The organism is Asticcacaulis benevestitus DSM 16100 = ATCC BAA-896 (genome assembly GCF_000376105.1).
GTDB classification, from domain to species: domain Bacteria; phylum Pseudomonadota; class Alphaproteobacteria; order Caulobacterales; family Caulobacteraceae; genus Asticcacaulis; species Asticcacaulis benevestitus.
In genome coordinates this window covers 86,803-110,774 of the sequence record NZ_AQWM01000013.1, presented here as the reverse complement: position 1 = coordinate 110,774, position 23,972 = coordinate 86,803, and the positions used below count along the sequence as shown (strand labels likewise).

The window sequence follows — 23,972 nt, the reverse complement described above, 5'->3', positions numbered from 1 at the left end:
AAAGCACCAGGCTCTCGACTACAAGACCCCGAGGCAAATTTTTGAAGCGGGCCGCGCCTGTGGATATGTGCATAACGCAAGCGCGTTACACACATCCCCACAGCCTCAACAGCAAGAAAGGGATTCAATCGATCAAGGAAAGATGGTAGCCTGAAACACCGACATTCTGGCAAAATCGCCAGCGACAATTAACCGGCAAGACTCTCTATCTTAAGTCAGCCCACTTTCTGTCCAACTGACGGGGTCCACCTAACTGCTCCAATGTCTGGTCAGAATGCGCCCGATCGCGGCGTTCAAGCGCGATGAAGACGAAAATTCATCTGAAGTTTCAAATCCGGGCGCGCCTGACTACGTTGACCCAGAACTCGCTCAACATTCCAACTCAGAAATGACGGCGTTTATTCGCAAGGGGAAAAGCGATGCGGCTACGATTAAGGCGACTTTGTCAAATGCCCCGTTTTGGCCTCGACGAAAGCTAGCAGTTAAGAATATCGAGGTTGGGGCGGTTATCGAACACAATAACGGTGAGTTGACGAATGTGGTTTTTTCGCAAACTGCGCATGCCCTGTCAAAGCATGAGCCAGTCGTCATTGCGTATGGTGCCGGACGTCACATAGGGCATTCAAATCTCCTGACCAATCAAGATCGGGACCAGAATCAATCGCTGTTTACAGACTCCATGGATTTGTATGACGCCGCCGAGATTTTAGGCAGAATGCACTATGCCGTACTAAATGAGCGTAACCATAATACCCAACGAGGAGCCGGCATTGCTCGACCCAAGCGGATCGGAAGATCCTCGGAATCATATTAGGTTTCACGATGAAGTTGTAGTTGGACTTTCTACGTCGGGACTGCTCACCATCTCAACGATGGGACTTGACGCTGGCGCTCGGGATGAAAGCAGGCGCGAGCGGTTGACGCAGCTTCGCTTGTACATTGCTATTATTGAGCGCCTGGGGCACGACCCCCACCCAAAATCCGTAGCAATGGTGGCCAACGCGCGGATTGCTTTAAATCAAGCCCCTACACCGAATGCTCCGTTTAGTTCTATGGCCATAGATTTTTTGGCAAAAAATCCACCACCCATATAACCTATAGGCAACTACGTAACAAAGCGACATATATATTGTGTAAATTTCTATTTTATATTTTATTATATTCTGATGCTGCAATTCATTATTTTGGTAGTGATATTACTTTCCGACAATAGATTCAAATTTACTTAACATATACATTAAATTGACGCGCGATTAATTAAATTGACATTTCAGATTATTTGCGTATTTTCCATCATGAATTTTCATGGAGGATGCAATGCAAACGCCCAGCCCTGTCATCAAAGCAAAGCCTACGAAAATTGACAGCGTTACGCTTGCGCGACTGATCGATGAGGTCCGGAATAACGATCTCGAAGCCTCGACTCGTGCATACGATAGAGTGCACAATCGTCACAACCGGTAATGCCTTCGGCAAAAATAGATACGGTACTCTTAAAGGTCGCTAGCCGCTGCAACCTTAATTGCACCTATTGCTACGTTTATCATATGGGTGATGACGGCTGGAAAACCCAGCCCAAACTCATGAGCGCCGATGTCAAGGCTGCAGTCGTAAAGCGGCTGATCGAACTCAAGCAAGAGCAGGCCGAACCGTTCAGCGTTGTCCTGCATGGTGGAGAGCCTTTGATGATGGGCAAGGCGAGGCTTGACGCCTTGCTTGGTGAGCTGCGCCAAAGTCTGACGCCAGAGACGGGCCTCCATATCCAGACGAATGGCCTGCTTCTCTCCAACGAAATGCTGGATGTTCTTGCGCAGCACCGAGTCGGCGTCTCCATTAGTCTCGACGGACCTATTTCGGTGCACGATAAGTTCCGTGTCGATCACCAGGACGGCGGTTCGCACGGCAAGGTCATCGATGCTGTTGTCCGCATAACGGCGCATCCAGACGCTAAAGCCCTTTTTTCAGGCGTGTTGGCCGTTGTTGATCCGGAATCCGATCCTGTGGCCGTGTATACGGCGTTGAAAGCCACTGGTGCTCCGAGCATCGACTTCCTGTATCGCGACGGCAATCGCACGAACCTTCCATATAAAAAGGCCAGTGTAGACTCGGTAGAGTACGGTGCCTGGATGTCGAAAATACTCGATCTTTATTTAGCGGACGAGGCTCCGCCGGTTATCCGTATTCTCGATGATATGATCAGATTGCTGTTGGGCGGTCGTGGCATCAAAGAAGGGATCGGCATCACGGACTATGGCATCGTGGTAATTGACACCGATGGTTCAATCCAAAAGAACGATACGCTGAAAAGCACCTATTCGACGGCCGACCGGTTCAAGAGTCCCTGGTCCGTACTTAGGGATCGGCTTTCGGACGTTATGGAGAACAACGAGTTCAAGAGCTATCATGTTTCTCAACGGCCTTCGTCTGCTACCTGTAAGAGCTGTCCGTTGCTTGATATTTGTGGGGGCGGTATGCCTGCGCATCGTTGGAGTGCAGAGGCCGAGTTCGACAATCCGACCGTCTTTTGCGCCGATCAGAAGCTTCTGATCGGGCGGATGCAGGAATGGATTGGCGACCATAAGAGAGCTATCGCATGAGCCAACTGAACACATCATTCACCGCTCAATCCACGACACCGTTCGCGCATTTCCGCGTTGATGATCTCTTATCGGAAAACCTTGCCGCGCGGGTGCTGGACTGGTTGCGAAACGACGCGCCCTGGCAACTCGTCATTGAAGAATTTTACGAACAGTACGAATTCAGTCTGCTTTCGTCGCCGCTGCCGGAAGACCTGAATTTTCTGACTTCGCCTGACTTTATCGCATCTATAGAAAGCCTTCTCTCGGCAGGGCTCACCTATATGGGCAAGATAACTATGGTGGAAATCGCTGCGCATAAACTTGTCCCGGGGCAGACAATTCGTGTGCATAATGATTTCATCGGTGAGGAAGAAACTCATCGAATGCTGATCCAGGTTAATGAGGGGTGGGATGCGGACAAGGGCGGTTTGCTGATGCTGTTCAACAGCCGTCGCCCTGAGGACATCGCGGATATCGTCGTACCTGACCACAACTCTGGCTTCGGCTTTGAAATTTCACCGCAGTCATTTCATGCAGTGTCCACCATTCATAATGGGGAGCGGTTCACGCTCGTATATACCTTTCGGCGGGCGCAGTGACGAATGCCGCGCTAGTTGCCGGTGGCGAGCCCTGGCTGTTACCGATTGAGTTCGCATCGTTTTGCGAAACCCCACTTCGTTCAAAACTGGCAACCGTGAATGAAGCGACTGCTGCGGCATTAGGCAAGCGTGGCGTTGTGTGTTTGCCGACGCCCGTACCAGAATCTGCTATCGCAGCAATGGATGATGTCGATATTTTGCTCGCAAAAGCGCCGTCGCTTCTGGAGCGCATAAGACGCTGTGTAGGAGAAATTGCTCTTCTTAAGGCACCGAGCGATGAATACGATGTGAGCCATAGTGAGCCGCAATGGCCTGAGCGGATATATGTCTCCGTACCGCAGTCGTCCTTGGTGCGTGACCTGCGTGTCGCTGAGGCGATCGTTCACGAAGCAATGCATCTTAACCTCAGCAATCTTGAACGTATCCAGCCACTATTCAAAGGTCAAAGTGAGCTGTTCTCACCTTGGAGAATGTCTTTGCGCCCCGTCAGTGGCGTCTTTCATGGTCTCTATGTCTTCACATGTGTTGCCCGGTTTTTCCAAAGCTTCGTGCTGCCTGAGGAAGTCGACGAAGTACGCCGCGATTTCATGAAACGCCGTCTGGCTCAGGTTTCGGATGATATTGCGCTCGTGCCCATCCCCGAGTTACGTCAATGTTTAACGGATTCAGGCGAGGCCATCCTCAAACAGCTATTTGTGAATTAAACATTTCATCTGAAATCCCGGCTTCGGTGCTGTATTTGCCCCCTTCCCTGCCGCGCGACCCTCGGATCGACGCCCCCCCCCCCGTTCCTCAGTTCGTCTCCCGGCTGGTGCGGCACCTGGAGCGGCGTGTCACGGTCGCCGACGCTGGCCAGCATATGCGACAAGTCGACGACGGTGCGGGCAATAAGGTGGACGACGTCGCCTTCCTTCTGGATGAAGCCGGTGATCAGGACCAGGCTTGAGCCATAGACGGCGCGCTTGTATTTCAGCCCGACCTTTTCCCAGACAACGATATTGGCGTCACCAGTCTCATCTTCGATGGTCATGAAGATAACGCCATTGGCCGATCCCGGCCGCTGCCTGACATTATGCCTTCCCCTAAATTTGCCTTGGAGGGCAAGAATTACGATTCCGGCGTCACGAACGTGCGCAATGTCGCCTCACCTCACTGGCGGCGATGGCTGGGCGTGGAAAGCCGGTGCGTTGTGCCAGCGACCTCGTTCTGCGAGCCCGACCAGGCGTCCGGATCCAAACAGAACACGTGGTTTGCTCTCGATGAAAGCCGCCCCCTCTTCTTCTTTGCCGGCATCTGGACGCCGCAATGGACATCTGTGCGCAAGGTAAAAGACGGCGAAACGACCGACGACCTCTACGCTTTCCTGACGACCGAGGCCAATGAGGAGGTCAAGGCCATCCACCCCAAAGCCATGCCGGTGTTCCTGAGGACGGTTGAAGACGTCGAAACCTGGCTGACGGCGCCAACGGAAGAGGCGTTGAAACTGCAGCGGCCACTGCCGGACGGCACGCTGAAAATCGTTGCTCGGAGCGCAAAAGCAGACGGTCCGACTGAACCTGGAGCGATGGCAATACCCACGGCGGGACAGCCAAGTCTTTTCTAAAAGCGGCACAGGGCCAGCGTCTACCGTGCTGGCTTCAGCTCAAAAGCATCGTCGGCCCAAGGCGTTGAAAGATCGACCTCGTCAGACCCGTCCAGCCAGGCTCGCCAGTTTTCGAAATCGACAACGACCGGTTCACGGTCGTGCACCTTCGCCATGCGAGGGCCTGGGTGCCGGGTCAACGAAGCCACGGATAATATGGGCCCATCCATCGTCTTGGCATGATCATAAATGCCGGCGACCCCAAAAGGCTTACCGTCCGCACGGGTGATAGCGACTTTTTTCGCGACCGGCTTTCCGCCGAACACATTGAGGCCGGTCGAAACCTTCTGGACGTATGTTTCCACGGGAATGATGACCCGGCGCTTTAAGGTCCAGGCATTTTGAAAAGACGGCAAGTCGGCCACTGTTTCCAATCGCGCATTCACCGTGCTCGCCTCCCAGGACTCGACAAAGCCGGTATAGGTCGCTGGGATCAGACCCCAATGCATCTCTATGTCGACGACCAGCCCCTCGCGGTTTTTGGCAAGCACCGTAATTGTCTTGGCGTCCCACAAGGCCTTGTTCACCTATCGATATATGCGAAATAAGAACAAATATAGAACGCTATGCTGTTTCGCACAAGAGTAGCGCCGGCCGCGGGCCATTCAAACCGCATCTGCCTTAACGGCTCTCGCTCCCGGTGTTGCAATTGTTTGGTCATTAGCTGTACTGACGCGCAATAATGAAGGGCTCGACGCGAGATTCAAGTTCGGTTTTGACGCACATTAGTTGAGACTGAAACGCGCGACGCGCGCACATTACGTGAGACACTGTTCACAATCCCTGAGACAGACGCAAGATCGTGAGACGATGGCGCCGATTGCTGGAGACAGGTCAGCGGGGCAGCCCAGCGGCACGCATTTCGTCGATCAATTCGTTCGTCCGCTGAGGGTTTAGGTTACCCCGCATGAGCTGGCAGATTTCCACGGCTTCGGCGTCAAACTGATCGCAAAGGGTTCTGACGTCATAACCATGGCGGGTCAATTCCGGTTCCAGGTCATCTATCCTGCGCGATAGCACAGTCTCAACAATGCTGGCATCGATACCCTGACCAATGTGCGACTGCTAGAACTTACTGACGCAGTTGTGTTGAAACATATTCGAAACAGAAGCAAGGAATGCAGCGAAGCAATCAAGCTGCGCGTGCAGCAAAATCCCAAGACAGTGACTATGATCAAGTCTGAACTCATTGCCGATGTCGATTACCAGGTGAATTTCACTGGAGCCGTCGATGCTCAGGTTAAAACAGAAATACTGTCGACTGCCGCCGCGTCCCTTGGGGCTAAAGTCATCAGTAACGACTCCTCAAGCTCCCACCTCACGGGGCAGAATTTGGTCTGGGGTGTCGTGGACGATGCCGTCCTTGGGATGTTTGGGATAAACTTGCCTTCAACTGGGGGCGCGCCTGCTGATCGTCAAATATTGAAAGGCAAAGGGGCGATCGAAAGGACGGAGTCGGCTGCAGTGGCACGCAGAACCTATTCATCCAACAAAACGTCCGTAAGGTGGGACGTACCGCCCATGAAGCAAGTAACTTCGATGGGGTGCTGGGCAACGGTTTACACCATGATGCTGTCTTGGAAGCAGAAACGTGTCGTTCCTGTGACCGACGCATTAACGAGTCTCGGAGGTGATTATCTCGATAGTTATCTACACGACACAGGATTACCCAGCGGGGCTGAGCGTGGGTTTGCAACCTTATCAATGGTTGCCGAACCTCCCGCATCATACACTTTGGCATTTTGGCGGGAAACGTTGGGCCGGTACGGTCCGCTCTGGGTTACTCTTGGCGACGGCATAAACTCACATGCGCTCTTGCTTGTCGGCATTTACGGTAGCGGAGATGGTACGAGCAAAGCCGATTACGACGACTCTGAATTCGAATTTATTGATCCTGCGTCGGGAAGCTATACCTATCAGCCTGCGTTAAGTTTTATGAACCGCTTTGAAGCCGAGGCGGCATTGATCGTCGCTGTCGGAGGCAGTGTCGACCTTCGCTGGCAAATTATCCATTGGCGCGCTTAATGTCCCGTCAAAACCAAAGGTCCAAGATTGGCCAAAAAATTCGGCAGAGCCTTCAAAAAGGTGCTAAAGTCCAGCATCTGCGAATCTTTGGAGTTAGATGAATCTTGACTTTCCATTCCGGAAGGCCATTTTAAACAGTATAATGCTATGCTGGCGAAAACATCGCAATGAGGTGAACCCATGATCAGCGAAACTTACGAGATTGCGCCGCAAGCGAAAATCCAAGTCTCGACTCTTTCACCTAAGGAAACAACTGAACTCAAAAAAGTTCTGGCAGAGCCTTCAGTAGCTAATACCACGTCGACATCGAGCGGACACTTTGTTTCGAGAATTGGCAAAGCCACTCGGGTTTTATGGGAAAAGCCCGTAAACTCCGTTCCACGGATTTTGAACGTACTGAGCTTTTCTGCCGCCAGCCAGAAATAATGAGCCTATTGCTGCCCTTCAAACTCGACCTCCAAGCAGCGGAGGCCGAGCTTTCAAGCTTTGAGGCTTGGTTCTCGACTGTCGGATTTGTGAACGAGAAAATCGTCGTCGACGAAATTAAAAGTCGACCTCATATGTCTATCCTGATCGGCACGATCGGAAACGTAGTCGTTCCAGACCTCTATAAGTGGGAGCTAGGTTTAGGTGGGCTGTATCGAACTGATTTTGTTGTCGGGAACAACAATCTGAGACGTTTCCTGCTGGTCGAATTCGAAGGCGCGAATGAATTCAGCCTGTTTGGCAAAAAAGGCACCGCTCAATATCGCAACTGGTCGCCCGAACTGGAACATGGCTTTGGGCAAACCGTGGATTGGGCCAGCTACCACTCGTATCACAAGACCGATGCTACTCTGGAAAGCAATTTTGGCGGCCCGATTAAATCCGCGAATTACCTTGTCATATGTGGTCGTGACAAGGGTATTGTCGGCCCACTCGAACACCAGCGGCTAACATATCGTCGTGAGCATGTGAGAGTTGAAGGTATTCAGGCTCAAGTGCTGACCTATGACGAGATGCTCGTATCTCTGAAGCAAACACTCGAAATGTTTAAAACCGTTTGATCCAAATGCCTAACTTAGCGTTCACGACCAGTTGGACGATCTTTCGGCTCCTGGTCAATGGGCCTAGTCAACCTAAAGCGATCCGACAACTCTCCGCCTAAGCGCTGATCCTGAACGTCAGGCGACGCATTCAGAGCCACCACCAGATTTGCATACTTCCGGCGGACATCAGCCTCTGTGGATCTCGCCTTCGCAACGCGGTCGGCGCCGGCAGCCCCCTTGCCAACGCTATGCAAAGCTTCGCCGCGATGTTTCATTTCCTGAACTGACTTCTTCTCGCTTCGCTCGGTTTTCAGCCGGGCTTGCCGAGACGTTGCCGCCGCCTCCACCCCATGCTCGCGTAGCGCGTAAGCAAACCCTTCGCGCCAGCGCTGTAAATCCACCTTGCGAGGATTGAGCCTCGTACCATCCAGTCCTCGCGCCTTGACCGTCAGGTGCACATGAGGGTGTTTGGCGGGGTCTTGATCCGGATCGGTATCATAGGTGTGCAGGGCCATCGCATACTGGTAGCCTCCGAACTCCCTTGCGGCAAAATCCCGCGCCGCGTTTTTCACAGCAAGGGCTGGCGTTCCCTCCGGCATCGACAAAACGATATTGAAGGCGTCCTTAACCTCGCCCTCTTCCGCTACCTGAAACCCGCCGTACTTCCATTCGTCGCGCAGCATCTGAAGTTCAGCGCGGCCGTTCACAACCTCACCATCCTGTGTTTCCAATTCAATCTGGCCATTTCGGGAAATGTAATCCATGTGGTTTTTGATCTGGATCATCCCCTTCCCGCCGCCGGAAATCTTCACCATCACCTCAGGCGCGCGTTTGACTACGGCGCGGAGCTTGGCGCGTATGCCGTCGGCGTTCGAGAGTGTGCCGCCCTTGGTCGCCTTCCCTTTACGCACCTTTGGCAGGCGTCCGGTCAGGACGTTTCGAGGCGCCCCCTTGGTATGGAGCGTCGGTGGCTGATTGAAGAGGCTCGCCCCCCAATCTAGCAACATCCCATCAATACGTGCCCTACTCACCATGCAACCTCCAACGGGCCGCATTCCCCGTCATCAGGTTCGAGACCTTGGCGACATGGCTTCGTATCTCTGCCTCCAGATCCCGGATATCGCGGGCCTCCTGAGCGCCGGCACCGCCACGCATGTTCGCGGCCTTGGCCAGGGCGTTCAGGTTTCGACCAATAGCGAGCATCTGCAAGTTGGACTGCGCCAGAGCCTCAAGCTCTTCCTGGCCGAACTGAGCCGTGCCGGTTAGACGCGCCCGGATGAGGGCCACAATCCATTTCGTAATGGATAGGCCGTCGGCCTCGGCCATGGCCGCTACCCGTCCCTGCTCTGAGGCCGTCAGGGCAATCTCATGACGTATGGTCGGCCGCTCTGCGACCAACACCATCAAACTTGATTGTGCAGGCACGGGCCCGCTCACCAGCTTCGCTATCGCCCGTCTCACGGCGTCACTGGGCTTTAAGCTCTGAGCTTTGCACCAGGCAAGCCACGGCTCGTGAAGCCCCCGCAGGTCAACCGTAATCTGTCGTGGCCTTCGCCATTTTGGCGTCGGTAAATCCCCCATCGCGCGGCCCCTCAATCCACAACCCGAACACATCCAACAGAAAATTGCATTGCAATTTCCGGCTGTAGCCTATCCTGCATCTAGTTAAAATAACAGAGTCCGACCATAATATTCCTTGGTCATGACCAAGACTTTCGGGCACCTCATCATGCGGTGACAGCAATCAGACACGGTCCTGTGACCCTTACGAAGTGTAGGACATCCCAGGTATTGAGTTAGGTGTACCAGATCCACGTTGCGCATCTCCCTCTTACTTAAACGCGCGGGGTGGGTGGGCGTAAAAAGCCGCGTGCCGGAGGCGCGCGACCATAAGAAAACCGCGCAAGTGAACAGCTTGCGCGGTCAATAGTTGGATATGGGCGGGATGACTTAAACGGCGGCCATCAGCTTCTTGGCCTTGCCCTCAAGCTCAAGTCTGGCATCCTGATGTTTCTTGCCACGGGCCAAAGCCGTAATCCCCTGCACAAAGTCGAAAACGCTCTGGGGTTTACGGTCTTCTTCTTTCAGCACGGTTTCAATGATTTTGGCTGTCTCGGGCTTGGTGAAACCGCGCTTAGTCAGAAATGCGGTGCGCTCATCATCGGTCTTTGCCACAAGGGTTTCGCGGGCGTTTTTGATACCGGTGATAAAGGCCTGCGGTGAGGAGTCGGCAAACCGTCGCAAGGCGGGGGCCGCTTCCTGCACGAAGCGGTTCGCGGCCAGTTTTGAATGGCGAATGCGGATTTCCTCGAACCCTTCCACCCCCCATAGATTGCGATTCTGACAAACCCCGCGCAGGTAAAAGGAGGCGATGCCAAGGGTCTTTGAGCCGACTTCGCTGTTCCACGCATAGAACCCCCGGAAATAAAGATCGGGCTCACCATTAGGCAAGCGGCCCGCTTCAATGGGGTGGGCGTCATCGACCAGAAACACGAACACATCCCGGTCACTGGCATAAAGCGTAGTTGTTTCCTTGGTCACATCGACATAGGGGTTATGCCGCATAGTTGACCAGTCCAGCACACCGGGGACTTTCCAGCGTGTATCGCCTGTCCCGTTGCCAGCAATTCGCCTGACCGCGCCGACAAGTTCATGATCCCAGATGCGGCCATAGTCAGGGCCTGTTACGGCGCGCAATTCGAGCTGCCCGCCTTCGGTCTCAAGGGCTTTGAGCATTTCGCCCCTGTGGTCGATCAGTCCATGTTGCAGGTTGATCCCGGCTATGGAGGCGGGCAGATGGCGCAAATAAGAGGCAGGGGCGCCGACCAGATTGCAAAGTTGGCCAAAGCTCCAATGGGTCGGGGCAATGGGTTCATCTCGTCCCGGCACCAAGAGTTGCAGTCGTTCATTGTCCAAGCGGTTAGCAACCACCTCAACCGCATTGCTACGCACGGTTCGCACGGTCGTGCTATCTGCGCGGGCTTTAACGGAACGATAGAGGTCATCCAGATTGAGAAAACGCTCATCGTCGGGACGGTTCCACCATTCCGACGACACGCGACTATTGAGGGTGCCGCGCGAAATATCGACCGCAAAGGCACCCGACACCGGAGCATTGTTTGGGCTGATAGGTGAACTGTTCATGGCCATCCCCCCTATTTCACGATGTGGGTGTAATGGATGAGGGCAACGAGATCGGCCAGGGTGAACGCCGATAAGGCATGACGAATGGGCACCATTCGCTCTTTTGACAGCGTCCGGTATCCCTCGTCATCGGGCTCTAGGTCCATAAGGCCATCCAGCACGCACACAAGCAACGGGGCCGCTGCCATGACCTTTCCGAGTATGTGCGCGGTCATGCCTTCAAGTTTCGCCATGGTCAGGCTGGCAACGATTGGGTAGTCCGGGTCATCCTGAACAATGACCATATCTTCGGGCTGGTATTTCAGATTCATTTAGCTCTCTCCTAGTGGGCTTGGGTTACAGCGCTTGAAAAGCCGCGCTGAAACCCTGCCCGTCGGCGAGACCGGGTAGCAAGGGCAAGGACGCTGTGGGCGGAGGGGTATCTCCCAGCCTGCACAAGGCCGCCTTCGGCCGCGGAAGGTTGGGGATGCCGCCCAGGGCGAACAAGGTGATCCTTGCGCGCGCGAGGGCGGACGCCCTTAGCCCTTCCCTCTTCTATCGACCTCCGTCCCAAGCCGCGATAAGTCGGGCGAGGTCGGGATCGATCGGACGCACATAGACGTGGGTCGCTGTGCGGAGCACCTGTCGGGCGTTTTCATTGTCGAGGAAGGGCAACCCGTAATGACGGATTTTGAGGAGTTGGTTTGGCATTGGTTTTTCCTTTCTTGCCATGAGGTGTGACCCATGATTGGCTCACCCTATATTTACTCTTGGGTTGCCGGTAAGGGCCCAGGACAACGCGGAAGGACCTGACATGACGGCCATTCACACCCGCGAGCCGATCATGCTGGAGCCGGATGCATGGGCCCAATGGCTCGACCACAATGAGACGGTCGATCTTGAGACGCCGTCGCCGACGGGCAGCTTCCGTCTGGCCGTGGACGCATGAGAGAAGCGCCTCACCCGATCGGGTGAGGCGCCCTGCGCTTAGTCGGGGTCACGTCGGGACCAGATGAGGAAGTAGCCGTCCTTCTCCTTGTCCTTGAACAGCCCGGCATTGATTGGGGCTGGGAAGGTCGGATCGTCGAACTTGAAGGAGACGTAGTCGCGTCCGCCCTCCGAGGTCTGGCTCCAGCCGGCGCCGGCTTCATAGCCGTTGACGTAAAGGCGATAATCCGGTGCGCTCTCGCCTGCGGCCTCCTGGGCCACGATCCGCGCCTTGACGTTCAGGCGCAGGGTCTTGATGGAACCGGTAAACCCGGTGTCGGTCTTGGTGAAGTTGCCGATGATAGACATGTTTTCGTTCCTTGTGCTCATCAGGCCGCGCTGATCCCGACCTCGATGGCGGTCAAAGGACGAAAGACGATCTGCCTGCACCCGAAGGGGCGAAACGCAGTGGCGCACGGGCTGCGCCCGTTGCGGGTTTTTGATCGAGACCTCCGGTCGGTCTTGCGTCAGACCCGGCCCAAACGAGTTCGCGACGTCTTCCGCGTGCCTGCGCGCAAAGAACGAAGTTTATCATCGGCGATTTCAGCATGACCGTCCCGCAACGGCTCAATCCTCCTGCAAAACAGAAAGCGATGTGCCCTTTGACCAGACGCAGGCGCGCAAACTGAAAATCACCGTGGTCAAAACTCCCGTCGTGTGCGAAGAATACAACCTCACAATGTAGGAGGGCCGTATGCGTAAAGCCGTAGTCGTTCTCATGGTTGCGTTCGCGTTCCCTTCGACACCGGCCCATGCGTGGAACGGTCGAGGACACATGACGGTGGCGGCCGTCGCCTGGAACCACCTGACGCCACAGGCGAAGGCGCGCGCCAGCGCGTTGCTGAAGCTCAATCCGAACTATGCCAAATGGACCACGGGCGTCGCGGCAGCAGACCGGGATCGCGTGGCGTTTCTGGAAGCGGCCACCTTCCCCGATGAGATGAAGGACGATCCGGCGACCTATATCAAGGACGGCTATACGCCGTCCGACCCGGCGGCGGGCGACATCACTGGCTATGCTGACAAGCACATGCACCGGGGCTGGCACTTCATCAACCTGCCCTTTTCGCCTGACAACACAGCGCTCAAAGACCCATTTGGGACCAATGCCGTCACGCAAACCCGTAAGGCGCTGGATATACTGGCCGATGCCACGGCTTCGGACGATGCCAAATCCTATAGTCTGACATGGGTGCTCCATCTGGTTGGCGATCTCCACCAACCCCTGCACGCGACCAACCGGTTAACCCAAGCGATCCCAGGCGGCGACACAGGCGGCAATGCCCAGACAGCTTGCTCAGATACACGCCCCAAATGCGGGGAGCGGGACAGCCTGCATGGCTTCTGGGATGGTGCCGTGGGCAACAGCACCAAGGTGGCGTCGCTGAAGATACTCATCAACCGACTGCCGGCAGCGTCCGCCGCCGATCTTCAGGTAACCGATCCGCAAGCCTGGGCGGAAGAGAGCCTGGAGCTGGCCAAATCGGTCGTCTATCAGCCGCCGGTCGGCGACGACAAAGGGCCTTTCAAACTGACCCTGGGTTACCGGAAGGCGGCAGGGTCATTGGCAGAGAAACGCATCGGCCTCGCCGGTGAGCGCCTGGCTATCCTCCTCAATGCCCGTCTGAGCTAAACTGCACACCTCCATCCACCGCCTCTCACACCCGACGGAGACCGACATGCCTAGCAAATACTGCGATCTGGTTATGAAAGGGGGGATAACGAGTGGTCTGGTTTACCCGACCGCCGCGATCGCGCTGTCGAAAGCCTATCGGTTCAAAAACATCGGCGGAACATCGGCGGGGGCGATTGCTGCGGCGGTCGTCGCGGCTGCCGCTGTGGGTGACCGTAAACGTCAGGCAACGCCGACCTTGACGGGAGACCTTGGGTTCGAAGGTTTAGAACAGGTTGCGCGTGAATTGGCGACAGAGGGCTTTATCTATAGTCTGTTTCAACCGGCCCATGGTGCTGGCAATGCCTATCGCTGTCTTGTCGTTATGGCCGCCGGCGCCGATACAGTGTTTAAGAAAATTCGCAAGGGCCTGGCGCCATTGCTAGCCGTCATCACTATCGCGCCAACGCGCACGGCGCTCGTTTTGCTCGTTCTCTTAGGTTTAGGCTACGGGTTTGCAGGTGTCGGGGGCATCTGGGCTGCGGCCCTACCGGCGCTTATGTGCGCCTTCGCCGCTGGCGCTTATTTCTCGGTGACCAAGATTGCCGGGCTTACGCGCAAGAACCGCATGGGCTTGTGTTCCGGACGGGCCGTGAAACGGCTTTTCCAGGCCGAGAAGCCGGGTCTGACAGACTGGCTCCATCAGCGGCTCCAGTCGTTGTCGGGAAAGCTCGAAGATGCGCCTCTGACTTTCAAAGACTTGTGGGATGCGCCCACCTACCCCGATGAGCCTGTCACCAAGCGTGCCCTGACGCTCCAGATGATCACGAGCGGACTGTCGCACAATGAGCCGCGCACCCTTCCCTTTGAAAACGGCACCTTCTGGTTCCGGCGCGAGGACTTCGACCTGTTGTTTCCGAAAGTGGTCGTCGAGGCGATGGTCAGGGGCGGCAAGAAGCTCGTAATCGATCAGGCCAGCTATTACCCTCTACCGCATGGGGGCGACCTGCCCGTGCTTGTCGGCATGCGCATGAGCCTGAGCTTCCCGCTTCTGATCAGTGCCGTACCGCTTTATGAGCCGGACCAATGGGCCTCGAAGGACAAATCGAAGGCCGACGAGACGTCCGATCTTACCGCCCAGCCGACGGAAAACACCGTCCAGTCCAGCGTCAACAGTCTTGCTCTGGGCGGTCGGCAGGGCGGTGGCGAGATTACACGGTTTCGGGTGTGCTGGTTTTCAGACGGCGGCATCAGCAGCAATTTTCCGGTGCATCTGTTCGACGCCCCTCTGCCGCACTGGCCGACCTTCGCCATAGACCTCATCGATAGCAAGGACGTCGATGCCTCGGACACGAAGGGCAAGGTTTATTTGCCGAAAGGCAATAATGAGGGCTGGCAACGCCGCTACAATGACATTTCGGCCAAATCGGCGACCAGTGAAGTGCGCAATTTCCTGTTCAGCATCATCTCGACCATGCAGAACTGGCGGGACCTCCTGCAATCGCGCGCGCCGGGCTACCGCGACCGTATCGTTCAGGTGCCGCTCACCCAGGCGGAGGGCGGCATGAATCTCAATATGCCGCAGCGCGTTCTGGAAGGTATCGCTGACAAGGGCACTCACGCCGGTGAGGCACTCGACGCCTTTTCGTTCGACAACCACTACTGGATTCGCTGGCGTACCCTTGCCGCCGCCTATCAGGGCTACGCCAGGAAGGTGGCCGACGATCCTGTTCCGCCGATTGCGGATTATTCGGCCGCGTTCGCGCTCGGTACGGACATTAAAACCAAGCCACCGGCTTATGAGTTCAAATCGAAGATAAAGCGTCAGGAGGCCATGAATATCGTCGGTAACCTGTCGACCAAGGGCGAGGAATGGGCTGATGATCCCAAACTGGATGTTATTGACGGCGCGCCGCGCCCACTGCCTCAAATGACCATCACGCCGACTTTCTGATCCGGGGGCTCTTACTTCATGACATGGCAAACCTGTCCGAAATCCATGGATGTCGCGCTTGTCCAGCCGCACGTATCTTTCCATCCACTCGCCAAGGACCGCCCACCTACCGTCACGACCATCAGCTTTACGCCGTCGGAAATGTTCGGCGCGGCAGCGCGCTGCAGCCACCTGATACCGGTCGATCCCACGCTTGTGACGCCGGAATCAAAAATCGTAAAGGCTTTGGTGCGGGAATATGTCGATGACCACTCGGCAGACTTCGCGATCCTGCGGACCGCCAACACATTGAAGGACTACGTGAAGGGATATCTGGCAGGTACGGTCGCCGCCGGTCTTGCCTATCTCGTGATGGTCAGGGAGGGTTATGTCTGGGCCGGGCATTTTGAAATCCTGAAGGGCGGCAATCCGGCCTCCAGACGCAGGCCGGACTTCGTCTTCGCAGCACCCGGCGGTGACATTGCCCTGATGGAGTCCAAGGGATCGCGCAGCTATTCCCGCAAGGCTTTCCATGTGATGGTTGAGGATGGCTACAAGGGCCAGGTTGAACCCCATATCGGCTTTAGCGTCGGTGGCGCCACGGCAAGCCACGGCTTCAGCATCGGCAGCTATCTCAAATCCAAAAAGAAAGCCGAATTCCATATCCATCATACCGCGCAACCCGTGATCGCAGATGATCCAGTTGACCAAGACCCGCCCGAGGCTCAGTCCGTGGAGGCGATTATGCGCGCCAACTACGCGACGGTCTTTTCGCTGGTCCATAGCCCCGACCTTGGCCGGGCCATTCTGCGCGGTGAAACGAGGCACAGGGTTGGTTTTATCGAATTCGATTGGCGGGGTTTGACTTGGTGGGCTGCAAGACCTGAAGAGCGCGCATTGAACCTTGGCACAGCTATCACCGAGGAATATATTTTTGCGATCGAAGCGAGCCGTGCGCGAACGGTCCTTAGTCACTTTCTGGAACCGTTTCCCGACCAGCCCGACCTTATTCTTCCCCGCCTGCCCATTGAACGATTTGGCGAGGAGTCCGCGCCTGAAGATGATTCTGGCGCTATTTTTCCTGATGGTCTGGCTGTTGTGAGCCGAATCGCTACCCTGACAGGTGACATCACACGCTGGCGCTCACAACAATGGATGGCAGCCATGACAAGAGGTGTTTCCTGGGACGAATTTGAACAGCAACCATACGAAGCTTACATGTACACCGAGACCGCAGCCGAGGCCGAGGAACCAAAACCCCTTCTTGAGAACTGGTAAGCCCACCGCGTTAGGGATCGGGCCCGAAGGGTGGAGACCTCTTTGGGCTCCATAGTCGCGGAGCCCGGCGCCGGGGACACCCGGCGAAACGCCAAAGCCCTACCTTCTTTTTGGCATCCAATGTCCAGACAAGGAAATGGGCACCCATGGGGGGCAAGGGTGCCCATTTTAGCGCGCCGGATTCGGGGGGATGAATCGGGCGGCAACGTCAGGTTAGCCACACGATCGGCTGATGACCACTCACGAAGTCGGCTGCTACCAACACGAAACCGTCAACCAAACGGCCGGGACATCGCCCTAATAGCGAGACGGGCGCAGTCCGGGATAGAGCCAGGGCTTGTGCATCTGGCCAGACCTGTCCCGATGCTCGACCACGATCTCGTCCGATAGCTGATCGTCGATCGCTGCTATGGCAGCCCTTTCGCTATCGAGAAGGGCACGGCGCGCATCAAGATCGTATTCCCAGAGCAGGGCTTCACGGAAACCCAAAACGACGGCCCGTTCAGCAAGGACCTTGGGGTGATTGTACAGCCAGTGTAGAAAAGCCAGAGCATTTGGCGTCTGCCGCCAGAGGACACCCTCCGCGTCCACATAGTCCCGCGCGGTTACCGGTCCAGCAAGGTTGGAGGCATGCCAAATGGCCAGGGGCGCAGGCTCCGGATTGCCGCACAGAATTTCAGCAATATAGCCGTTGGCCGTGAAGGCTTGCCGCAGGCGGGTGGCGGCTGAGGTCAGGCGGCCTTGCTTTAGGTATATGAGGGCAAGCTGGTATTGGTAGGGTGGGTAATGATCAGCCTCCTCGTCGAATATGAGGGAGGCCTTCAAAACATCGCCCAGGCGGAGATACCCCCCGCCGATCATGTACCGGATGCCCTGATTGTCACTGGGGTTCCATCGCAGAAGGTTCTCCATGACGACAACGGCGTCCCGGTTTCGGCCAATCGCGGAATAACACGTCGCCAAGCCCTGTGCGGCTCTGAGAAACGGGCGGTTCTCATGCCAGACCCACGCGATCGGCCCAGAAAAACCGACTGGCATGTGCGCCTGTCCAAGCTCATACCCCGAGAGACAGGCTTGTAGCGCCAGTTTCGGTTTGCCTTGTTCCTTGAGCGCAAAGCCCAGATGGGCGTAGCCGTCGATATAGTCCGGATGGTCGGCGATGATGTCCTTAAGAACAGCGATGTATCGGGTCAGACTGAGGCCACCGCTTTCACGATCTTCGATAGCCCTGTCGAGTGCCTCGACGGCCGCCGCAATGCCATCGTCGTAGCGGAACATGCCGCCATCGGTTTCAATACTGAAGGTCACCGCAGACTTCAAAGCGCCTTGTCTCCACAGCCAATGCTGACACCAGCATGCGCGCTCGTGTCAGCCCACGCAACCTTTTCCGACGATATTTATGGTGAAACCCTACGAGGACCACCAACCACTATCGAGCGCGATAGATCGATTTGAGTCGCACACCATCGGGTCTATAATCATCCTGCAAAAGGCGTTGGAGAGGACACACATGGGTGAGGCCAAACGCAGACGTCTGTCGGTCGAAAAGGCGGCATGCCTGTGCGGTTCGGGCAGGGCGGCAAAGACCTGCTGCCTTACCGGCGCGGGCTGGCGTCGTATGCCTGCACGCTTGGGACTGCACGCGCTCTCGGCTGGTCAGGCACTTAATAAGTGTTACATGAACGCGCTTGGCTCGTGTGAGGGCAAGATTTCGGGCGAGCATTTGATCTCTGAATCCGTCATGGACATTCTCTCCAGCGAGGGCGAATTCACGATCTCAGGCACACCTTGGTTGAAGCCAAATGAGGTCAAAGCCGTCGGCTTTAAAAGCCTGACGGCCAATTGCCTGTGCCAGAGGCACAACAGTGCGCTCAGTCCCCTCGATGCGGCTGCCAAAGACTTTTTTTCCGCGCTAAAATCGAACTTTGAAGGGAACTCCGGCACGGTCGATTCTCTCATTTCCGGCCACGATATCGAGCGCTGGCTGTTGAAGACGCTGAAAGCCCTGGCCGTTTCCCGCAATCTTGCGATCGATAACGAACGGATTGCCGGCGAGTTTGCTTCGGACATCAGGCTTTTGGACCTTCTCGACGATCCGACGAGTTGGCCGGATGGCACAGGCCTTTACTGCATCATGAAACCCGGAGACCTGACCGAAAACCACAGCCGGTTTCAGATTGCACCTCTGACCACTGACAGCGGATCGCTACGAGGGCTCGCGACCAACATGCTTGGTCTGCACTTTCTGCTCCTCCTCGAACCTTTGGACCGGGCCCGGAACCCGGATTTCTCACTGGCTGTTTTTCGGCCGGGTGAGATTATTGTACGGCACCCAACGGCCCGGTGCCGGATTGTCATTAGCTGGAGCGATGGCGCCGTCCATGACGGATCTCTGACACTGGAGCCCGTTCAAGATAGTGTGAGTTAGCCTGGGGTCAGTCGGGCGGCGGGTCGAGCCGGTTTCTCTCTATGAACTGTCCGTCATTTCCGAACAGGAAACTCAGGCGTCCATCTGCCATTTGTGCGCGGGCTTCGTCCTCTGTGTACCCGTTGAGAGGTGGCAATATAGCGCCGAAAGCGCGTTCCAGGAGTTGCCCCCGAATAGCCATTTCCCGGCGGTCGAGCCAAAGCCTCGGCCTCACGCCGACAAGTTGCCCCCTCTCATGCTCGGTGTGGCACAGAAAGGAGAAGGTCGGTCGGTCGCGCATATACAGGTTCATCAGGGCCAGTTCGACGACGATCTCGCGCGCTTGCAGCTCAGACAGCGGCCCCGTGATACGCTCAAGGGTCGGATAGAACAGGTTCGTGGCGCCGCCGGAGTCGTTCATCACGGCGTAGATCGCGACATCACCCAATCTGAGCATGGTCGCCTGGGCAAAAGACAGATCGACAAAATCGAATGGCTCGTCGTCCTGTTCCGGATTGACCGGCATGATCAACATACTGCCTACGGCGGTCTCGTCGATGCCTACGCCCGTATAGAAACACCTTACAACCGAATGAATATGATGCAGGTCCTCCCAGCTATAGTCGTCGCCGATACGCGCGTCGCCGAGCTGCCGGTTCAGATGAACGCGGTGGGCCCGGTCTTTCAGGTGGACTTTCAGAAAGATCAGGCCCATCCAGACAAAGACCTTCAGCGCATCGCCACCGACAATAAATTCACGGATTTGGTCGGCACCGCCCCTGACGACGTTGCTCATGGGGGTTTCAACCACACGCCCCATCAGGTCATTGCATTCAACACAACATGGCACCGTGTAGCGATCGTACCGGATACCGACACCATTCGGGAGCGTGAACTGCTTGTGGAAGAGCCCGTATCGGCGCTGAAGCCATTCCGGGAAGACATGCTCGTCATTGAAGGGCTTGTCGTCCGGCCGCGCGCCACAGATAAAGCAGCAATTCCCCGTGGCGATGTCGGTTATGAACCGCTCGAGACTAAAATGGATGATCCTGCCTTCGTCATCCACGACACTGCCATCTTCTATTTCAGTCCACACCTTCGCCTCCCTGACGCTACCATATCTCTCTCGAGCCAACGTTTTGTAGCCAATTGTAGACGACAATGCGGACGAGGTCATGCAGGGTCATGAAGCGGTGTTGTTCGTAGCTACCGCGCAGCGTCATACCCCGCCCTTCCAGGTCAGCCCGAAACACGCTGCCCCCGTGCGCGACGTTGGACCGCATATTGTAAAACTCGTTTTTGAGCTTGGTTGGTACGGTATCGGCCGAGGTATGCGCATCGATGAAGTTCCGGAACAACGCGGTGTTTCCAATCGAAATAGGCTGGCTGCAGGACTCACACGTTCCGGTACGCACGGGTGCCCCCATAAGCGCTTCTACGGCACTCACTAAGGCGACAAATGACGGCGAATTTCCGAAGGGACCGGCGAGACCTGCCTGCCTTAGCCAATAGGCAGCGCGAAGATATTTTTCATGATTTTCAGGTGACAGGCGGGCAATCTTGCCAAGGCTTGTCTCAAGCGAGTCCGGCACTTTAAAGGTGTTGTAGCGATGCTGATGGTCTTTATAGAATTCCTGATAGGGGACCACAGCCATCGGTGAAAGTCCTGCAATATCGCTAAATGCCTCCTGCGGGCCGCCCGGCACGATATACCCAACCTGATCATACTCCTGCCGCCAAAAGGCTGTTTCCGACGGCCCTTGGGTCCAGACCCGTCCGCCATGCGTCGCCTGCATTCTCACGAGTGCAGGGAGGAGCGGAATAAGCGTCAGTTCAATGCGGCTGAGGGCTCTGGCGCCACGCGTGACATTCTGGCCAAAATCGGCGCTTGATGTGAACGCCACTTCGAGCACGCTCGGATAGTCCGAGCAGCTATATTTGGGTTGTGGACTGTCGGCAGGCACCGCCATAATTTGAAACTGGCCCTCCGACTTATAAAACCCCTCGGTCTTAGCTTGTGAAAAGAGGATTTGCCGGGTGATCTGGACGGGTCCGGGTGTCAGCAGATCCTGTTCGATTTTCGTACGCAATGCGGAAACATCGCCGTTCTGGAAGTGCGGGCCTGGCGCTACCGAGGTGATGGCACCTGCAGCGTTGCACTTAACGACAAGCGCCGTCTCGTCCTGAACCCTTCCAAAGGTGGCATCCCGGTCATTTGTAAATTTGCCAGTCGAGTAATACGCCAGGAAAAGCTGGATAACTTCAGCCTGGTCGGCGCCTGCGATTCCCAACTCGTTCAAATAATTGGCCATTCCCCTCGTTCCTGCGGTCCGCCCAACTGGGTACTTCCAGATCCTCTACTTTAGACGCGATTCCCTCCGATCGTTGCGGAATTAGGAACGACCCTATACTTTCAAGCCTTAGCCTATCACAATCGACCGTTGTAGCTGCCATATCAACGCGGCGGAGACACGGATGTGATCTGGCAATTGGGGATATGTGACCATGGACGACGAACAGGACCTTCCATCCATCATTTCGGAGTTTCTGGAAACTGTTGATCCCCTTTTCAACGAGATCGACAAACCTCTCTCGCAACGGCCGCTGCTGGCCGGCATACACTTTATCGATACAAGGGTGATCTCGCTAAGCGGCCATGCGAAAGCGGAATTTGCGACCAGTCCGCATTTCGCCCACATCTACCATCATATCAAGGCCTGGTATGATGATCGTTATGGCCCGATGATGAGGGGCAATCCCTCCGGTTTCGCCCTTGCCGTCGTGAAGGTTCTGGGGCAGCCCGTGGCCGTGAAAGTTCCCTTGACCACGTCGGAGGTAGCAGAGGAAGGCAAAACGGCCTGGCTATGCTTTCCCGACGAGGTGATGGTGAGCGAACGCCCGCTGGCGTGGCTGGATCAAGCCCCCAATCTGGCGACCCTCACAGGCAGTCAGAAAAGCGCCCTTCGTGCGAGGATTGCCAAGACCGGCACGGCACTGAGGCGGGTCCGTCTCCATTTGATGGGTATCGAGCCACCAAATCCGGAAGTCGATGATCTTCTGGATGGCGTTCTTTCTGCCTTGGAGGTGGCGGCCACCGGTATCGTCGCCAACACGCCGACAAGCCGTCTGGGTGCAATGTGGCCGCTTCAGATGGCGCTTGAGCGCAGCATGAAGGCCCTTTGTTTGCACAAGACCGGCACCTTTCAGGAGATACATGACCTATATTATCTCTATGATTTTATTGCGGCCTATTGCCCGCTGGTGAACCGGGACAAGCTCAAGTATCTTCCAAATTCCCGCCTCATGATTGACGGACGGTATGGCCTGGCGCCAAAGCCTTCGCTTGACGACGCTATGGCAGCTTACAATGCCACCTTGGAAATCGTCAGCGGTATCGCCATGCAGTTCGACCAGAAATACCGGATCAACAACCTGCGGATTCTCCTGAAAAAGCCGCCCTGGACGACCTTACCGGACACCGAAGAGGTGTAGCGGCGGTGGTAGCGGCGGCCAGACAGGACACGTCATTTTTTGTATTGGCAGGGGACTGGTTCAGGCGTAGGAGTGGGCGATCGGCGTATCCCGCCGTGCCGTCCACGATGGCGAAGCTCAAGGGCAGGAACCGATCTCTCACCCATATGACCTTTTTCCCAGGGTGCATTTGGGCCCAGTGGACACGCCCGATTTTCTGCGCCCGTCGGAAAACGAATATGAGAATCCAATTCACGTCTATCGACCGGCCAAAACTGGCTGCGAAAACCCTTTCCCGTTTCATCCCATCCTTGCCTTTGTCGAAAGCCCAACAGGCCTTGGCAAAAGCCAGCGATTATCGCGACTGGCACGAGCTTGAGCAATCCATCGGCGGTCAGGCCACCTCGCCTCCTGACCAGATGTGGGATGAACACCTGTTCCGCGACAGAAGCGTTGACCTGATCATTCGCTTGTCGGAGCTGACGGGGGCTTCTACCGGCGACATTCAACACGCGCTGGCGCGATCCCGGCTGACGGGCGACCGTCGCTGGACGCTTGATGACGATATCGAGATACGCTTGCGTATCTGGCGAAGGATGGGCCTTCTGAAAACCGGGCGGCATCAGCCGGGTTCACTCGTTCGGATCAAAGACGTTCCACATAGCGCCTCAGGTTATATGTGCACCTCTGGAGGCCTTGTCCGGGTGTTCACGGAAAGAGGCACGGGACATCGCACGGCGTCGGAGATTGTCGTGCCGCGCAGCCCGTTGCCGGATTTTTTGCCAGCCTTCTTATGGTTACCTTATGGGTTCTGGACCTTGCCCGATGGGGCTCGCCTCGTATTTTCAAGGGAGTATCTGCCGCTTTGGTATCTCAAGCCCGGCCAGAAACCGGAGCGAATCCCGCCCTGGCTATGGATTGAACAGATCGAAGATGAGACCTATTTCGCTCATGGTCGGGAGTGGGAGTGGTATTATCCAGCCTATAGACAGACGTGTATCCGATGGCTGGCCGAGAATGGCATTCATGGCTTGCCAATCCTCGCCGACGCCCTGCCGCTGTTTATGCAAAGTGGCGTCACTGAAATTGAGATTGCGGTCGCCGTCATGGCGACCTCAACAACCGAGCCAGACCCTACGGGTCCCTGGACCCGATATTCCCGGTACAACAAGGTCCATCTCGATAAGAATGATCCTTACTTCTAACACACATCCAAGTGCCGAGGGCGTCGCCCGAGGCGAAAATTTTCCCCCGGCACACAAAAGGAAGGGCCGCGAAAGCGGCCCTT

General features: G+C 56.1%; 27 protein-coding genes. 16 read left to right on the top strand and 11 right to left on the bottom strand.

Going from position 1 to position 23,972, the window contains the following annotated elements; translation table 11 throughout:
• The first annotated feature begins 274 nt into the window (after positions 1 to 274).
• From B060_RS0113980 to B060_RS26160, 5 genes are all read left to right on the top strand, one after another.
• Positions 275 to 814 carry a hypothetical protein gene (locus B060_RS0113980; protein ID WP_155847649.1) on the top strand — a complete coding sequence of 180 codons (540 nt, stop codon included), beginning with the start codon at positions 275 to 277 and terminating at the stop codon, positions 812 to 814.
• A 491-nt stretch (positions 815 to 1,305) separates the two neighbouring features.
• Positions 1,306 to 1,464: a YhhA family cyclophane-containing RiPP gene (yhhA, locus tag B060_RS28440; protein ID WP_425303996.1), complete on the top strand. Its 159-nt coding sequence runs from the start codon at positions 1,306 to 1,308 to the stop codon at positions 1,462 to 1,464.
• Positions 1,464 to 2,597, top strand: coding sequence for a cyclophane-forming radical SAM/SPASM peptide maturase YhhB (gene yhhB, locus B060_RS0113975; protein WP_026172848.1), 1,134 nt, complete (start codon positions 1,464 to 1,466; stop codon positions 2,595 to 2,597). Before yhhA ends, yhhB begins: the two co-directional genes overlap by 1 nt.
• Complete coding sequence (yhhC, locus tag B060_RS0113970; protein WP_018082417.1) at positions 2,594 to 3,178, top strand: cyclophane-containing peptide 2OG-Fe(II) oxygenase YhhC; 585 nt, start codon at positions 2,594 to 2,596, stop codon at positions 3,176 to 3,178. The genes yhhB and yhhC overlap by 4 nt, the downstream gene beginning before the upstream one ends.
• The gene (locus B060_RS26160) at positions 3,175 to 3,882 is read left to right on the top strand and encodes an aKG-HExxH-type peptide beta-hydroxylase (protein ID WP_155847650.1); all 708 of its coding nucleotides are present in this window, start codon (positions 3,175 to 3,177) and stop codon (positions 3,880 to 3,882) included. The genes yhhC and B060_RS26160 overlap by 4 nt, the downstream gene beginning before the upstream one ends.
• A gap of 5 nt (positions 3,883 to 3,887) precedes the next feature.
• Here B060_RS26160 and B060_RS24630 read toward each other — a convergent pair whose 3' ends face one another.
• Positions 3,888 to 4,286, bottom strand: a complete 399-nt coding sequence (locus B060_RS24630) for an OB-fold nucleic acid binding domain-containing protein (RefSeq protein ID WP_269078009.1) — start codon at positions 4,284 to 4,286, stop codon at positions 3,888 to 3,890.
• Here B060_RS24630 and B060_RS0113955 point away from each other — a divergent pair.
• A complete protein-coding gene (locus B060_RS0113955) occupies positions 4,251 to 4,781 on the top strand; it encodes an SOS response-associated peptidase family protein (RefSeq protein ID WP_018082414.1) in 531 nt (176 codons plus the stop codon). The genes B060_RS24630 and B060_RS0113955 overlap by 36 nt on opposite strands.
• A 20-nt stretch (positions 4,782 to 4,801) precedes the next feature.
• On the opposite strand, the gene B060_RS0113950 is transcribed toward B060_RS0113955, so the two are convergent.
• On the bottom strand, positions 4,802 to 5,335 hold the full coding sequence (locus tag B060_RS0113950) for an SOS response-associated peptidase family protein (RefSeq protein ID WP_018082413.1): 534 nt from the start codon (positions 5,333 to 5,335) through the stop codon (positions 4,802 to 4,804).
• Between the two features lie 571 nt (positions 5,336 to 5,906).
• On the opposite strand from B060_RS0113950, the gene B060_RS0113940 reads away from it, so the two are divergent.
• From B060_RS0113940 to B060_RS0113935, 3 genes are all read left to right on the top strand, one after another.
• Complete coding sequence (locus tag B060_RS0113940; protein WP_155847651.1) at positions 5,907 to 6,845, top strand: papain-like cysteine protease family protein; 939 nt, start codon at positions 5,907 to 5,909, stop codon at positions 6,843 to 6,845.
• A 180-nt stretch (positions 6,846 to 7,025) separates the two neighbouring features.
• Positions 7,026 to 7,271 carry a hypothetical protein gene (locus B060_RS27220; RefSeq protein ID WP_157405643.1) on the top strand — a complete coding sequence of 82 codons (246 nt, stop codon included), beginning with the start codon at positions 7,026 to 7,028 and terminating at the stop codon, positions 7,269 to 7,271.
• Entirely contained in the window at positions 7,271 to 7,891 is a 621-nt protein-coding gene (locus B060_RS0113935; RefSeq protein ID WP_018082410.1) for a Shedu anti-phage system protein SduA domain-containing protein, read from the top strand. The genes B060_RS27220 and B060_RS0113935 overlap by 1 nt, the downstream gene beginning before the upstream one ends.
• A gap of 14 nt (positions 7,892 to 7,905) precedes the next feature.
• Here the strand turns inward: B060_RS0113935 and B060_RS0113930 are convergent, their stop codons facing one another.
• From B060_RS0113930 to B060_RS27215, 5 genes are all read right to left on the bottom strand, one after another.
• Positions 7,906 to 8,907, bottom strand: coding sequence for a relaxase/mobilization nuclease domain-containing protein (locus tag B060_RS0113930; protein ID WP_018082409.1), 1,002 nt, complete (start codon positions 8,905 to 8,907; stop codon positions 7,906 to 7,908).
• Entirely contained in the window at positions 8,897 to 9,298 is a 402-nt protein-coding gene (locus B060_RS26155) for a hypothetical protein (RefSeq protein WP_155847652.1), read from the bottom strand. Before B060_RS26155 ends, B060_RS0113930 begins: the two co-directional genes overlap by 11 nt.
• Before the next feature lie 525 nt (positions 9,299 to 9,823).
• A complete protein-coding gene (locus B060_RS0113920) occupies positions 9,824 to 11,017 on the bottom strand; it encodes a hypothetical protein (RefSeq protein ID WP_026172846.1) in 1,194 nt (397 codons plus the stop codon).
• Positions 11,018 to 11,028: 11 nt separating this feature from the next.
• Positions 11,029 to 11,328, bottom strand: coding sequence for a hypothetical protein (locus tag B060_RS0113915; RefSeq protein WP_018082406.1), 300 nt, complete (start codon positions 11,326 to 11,328; stop codon positions 11,029 to 11,031).
• 223 nt (positions 11,329 to 11,551) lie between these two features.
• Entirely contained in the window at positions 11,552 to 11,707 is a 156-nt protein-coding gene (locus tag B060_RS27215; protein WP_155847653.1) for a hypothetical protein, read from the bottom strand.
• A 103-nt stretch (positions 11,708 to 11,810) separates the two neighbouring features.
• Here B060_RS27215 and B060_RS28055 point away from each other — a divergent pair, with 103 nt between their 5' ends.
• A complete protein-coding gene (locus B060_RS28055; RefSeq protein WP_018082405.1) occupies positions 11,811 to 11,945 on the top strand; it encodes a hypothetical protein in 135 nt (44 codons plus the stop codon).
• Between the two features lie 38 nt (positions 11,946 to 11,983).
• On the opposite strand, the gene B060_RS0113905 is transcribed toward B060_RS28055, so the two are convergent.
• Complete coding sequence (locus B060_RS0113905) at positions 11,984 to 12,292, bottom strand: DUF736 domain-containing protein (protein WP_018082404.1); 309 nt, start codon at positions 12,290 to 12,292, stop codon at positions 11,984 to 11,986.
• Between the two features lie 385 nt (positions 12,293 to 12,677).
• On the opposite strand from B060_RS0113905, the gene B060_RS0113900 reads away from it, so the two are divergent.
• Genes B060_RS0113900 through B060_RS0113890 form a run of 3 tightly spaced genes read left to right on the top strand, consistent with a single transcriptional unit; the run spans position 12,678 to position 16,806 of the window.
• Complete coding sequence (locus B060_RS0113900; protein WP_026172845.1) at positions 12,678 to 13,616, top strand: S1/P1 nuclease; 939 nt, start codon at positions 12,678 to 12,680, stop codon at positions 13,614 to 13,616.
• A 46-nt stretch (positions 13,617 to 13,662) separates the two neighbouring features.
• Positions 13,663 to 15,549 carry a patatin-like phospholipase family protein gene (locus B060_RS0113895; RefSeq protein ID WP_026172844.1) on the top strand — a complete coding sequence of 629 codons (1,887 nt, stop codon included), beginning with the start codon at positions 13,663 to 13,665 and terminating at the stop codon, positions 15,547 to 15,549.
• An 18-nt stretch (positions 15,550 to 15,567) separates the two neighbouring features.
• Positions 15,568 to 16,806, top strand: a complete 1,239-nt coding sequence (locus B060_RS0113890) for a hypothetical protein (RefSeq protein WP_155847654.1) — start codon at positions 15,568 to 15,570, stop codon at positions 16,804 to 16,806.
• A 297-nt stretch (positions 16,807 to 17,103) separates the two neighbouring features.
• Here the strand turns inward: B060_RS0113890 and B060_RS0113885 are convergent, their stop codons facing one another.
• Positions 17,104 to 18,114 carry a tetratricopeptide repeat protein gene (locus B060_RS0113885; protein WP_201768084.1) on the bottom strand — a complete coding sequence of 337 codons (1,011 nt, stop codon included), beginning with the start codon at positions 18,112 to 18,114 and terminating at the stop codon, positions 17,104 to 17,106.
• 202 nt (positions 18,115 to 18,316) lie between these two features.
• Here B060_RS0113885 and B060_RS26150 point away from each other — a divergent pair, with 202 nt between their 5' ends.
• Positions 18,317 to 19,234, top strand: coding sequence for a hypothetical protein (locus B060_RS26150; RefSeq protein ID WP_155847655.1), 918 nt, complete (start codon positions 18,317 to 18,319; stop codon positions 19,232 to 19,234).
• 7 nt (positions 19,235 to 19,241) lie between these two features.
• Here B060_RS26150 and B060_RS24620 read toward each other — a convergent pair whose 3' ends face one another.
• A complete protein-coding gene (locus B060_RS24620; protein WP_018082398.1) occupies positions 19,242 to 20,309 on the bottom strand; it encodes a hypothetical protein in 1,068 nt (355 codons plus the stop codon).
• A 16-nt stretch (positions 20,310 to 20,325) separates the two neighbouring features.
• Positions 20,326 to 21,525 carry a hypothetical protein gene (locus B060_RS0113870; RefSeq protein ID WP_018082397.1) on the bottom strand — a complete coding sequence of 400 codons (1,200 nt, stop codon included), beginning with the start codon at positions 21,523 to 21,525 and terminating at the stop codon, positions 20,326 to 20,328.
• A gap of 193 nt (positions 21,526 to 21,718) precedes the next feature.
• Here B060_RS0113870 and B060_RS0113865 point away from each other — a divergent pair, with 193 nt between their 5' ends.
• Together B060_RS0113865 and B060_RS0113860 are read left to right on the top strand one after the other, a co-directional pair.
• On the top strand, positions 21,719 to 22,705 hold the full coding sequence (locus B060_RS0113865; RefSeq protein WP_018082396.1) for a HEPN domain-containing protein: 987 nt from the start codon (positions 21,719 to 21,721) through the stop codon (positions 22,703 to 22,705).
• A gap of 218 nt (positions 22,706 to 22,923) precedes the next feature.
• Entirely contained in the window at positions 22,924 to 23,889 is a 966-nt protein-coding gene (locus B060_RS0113860; protein WP_155847656.1) for a hypothetical protein, read from the top strand.
• The last annotated feature ends 83 nt before the right edge of the window (positions 23,890 to 23,972 follow it).

Bases quoted from the DNA above. Each gene is read 5' to 3' on its own strand.
- B060_RS0113980 (WP_155847649.1), top strand. From the start codon at position 275: ATGCGCCCGATCGCGGCGTTCAAGCGCGATGAAGACGAAAATTCATCT.
- yhhA (WP_425303996.1), top strand. From the start codon at position 1,306: ATGGAGGATGCAATGCAAACGCCCAGCCCTGTCATCAAAGCAAAGCCT.
- yhhB (WP_026172848.1), top strand. From the start codon at position 1,464: ATGCCTTCGGCAAAAATAGATACGGTACTCTTAAAGGTCGCTAGCCGC.
- yhhC (WP_018082417.1), top strand. From the start codon at position 2,594: ATGAGCCAACTGAACACATCATTCACCGCTCAATCCACGACACCGTTC.
- B060_RS0113955 (WP_018082414.1), top strand. From the start codon at position 4,251: ATGCCTTCCCCTAAATTTGCCTTGGAGGGCAAGAATTACGATTCCGGC.
- B060_RS27220 (WP_157405643.1), top strand. From the start codon at position 7,026: ATGATCAGCGAAACTTACGAGATTGCGCCGCAAGCGAAAATCCAAGTC.
- B060_RS0113935 (WP_018082410.1), top strand. From the start codon at position 7,271: ATGAGCCTATTGCTGCCCTTCAAACTCGACCTCCAAGCAGCGGAGGCC.
- B060_RS0113930 (WP_018082409.1), bottom strand. From the start codon at position 8,907: ATGGTGAGTAGGGCACGTATTGATGGGATGTTGCTAGATTGGGGGGCG.
- B060_RS0113920 (WP_026172846.1), bottom strand. From the start codon at position 11,017: ATGAACAGTTCACCTATCAGCCCAAACAATGCTCCGGTGTCGGGTGCC.
- B060_RS0113915 (WP_018082406.1), bottom strand. From the start codon at position 11,328: ATGAATCTGAAATACCAGCCCGAAGATATGGTCATTGTTCAGGATGAC.
- B060_RS27215 (WP_155847653.1), bottom strand. From the start codon at position 11,707: ATGCCAAACCAACTCCTCAAAATCCGTCATTACGGGTTGCCCTTCCTC.
- B060_RS28055 (WP_018082405.1), top strand. From the start codon at position 11,811: ATGACGGCCATTCACACCCGCGAGCCGATCATGCTGGAGCCGGATGCA.
- B060_RS0113905 (WP_018082404.1), bottom strand. From the start codon at position 12,292: ATGTCTATCATCGGCAACTTCACCAAGACCGACACCGGGTTTACCGGT.
- B060_RS0113900 (WP_026172845.1), top strand. From the start codon at position 12,678: ATGCGTAAAGCCGTAGTCGTTCTCATGGTTGCGTTCGCGTTCCCTTCG.
- B060_RS0113895 (WP_026172844.1), top strand. From the start codon at position 13,663: ATGCCTAGCAAATACTGCGATCTGGTTATGAAAGGGGGGATAACGAGT.
- B060_RS0113890 (WP_155847654.1), top strand. From the start codon at position 15,568: ATGACATGGCAAACCTGTCCGAAATCCATGGATGTCGCGCTTGTCCAG.
- B060_RS26150 (WP_155847655.1), top strand. From the start codon at position 18,317: ATGGGTGAGGCCAAACGCAGACGTCTGTCGGTCGAAAAGGCGGCATGC.
- B060_RS0113870 (WP_018082397.1), bottom strand. From the start codon at position 21,525: ATGGCCAATTATTTGAACGAGTTGGGAATCGCAGGCGCCGACCAGGCT.
- B060_RS0113865 (WP_018082396.1), top strand. From the start codon at position 21,719: ATGGACGACGAACAGGACCTTCCATCCATCATTTCGGAGTTTCTGGAA.
- B060_RS0113860 (WP_155847656.1), top strand. From the start codon at position 22,924: ATGAGAATCCAATTCACGTCTATCGACCGGCCAAAACTGGCTGCGAAA.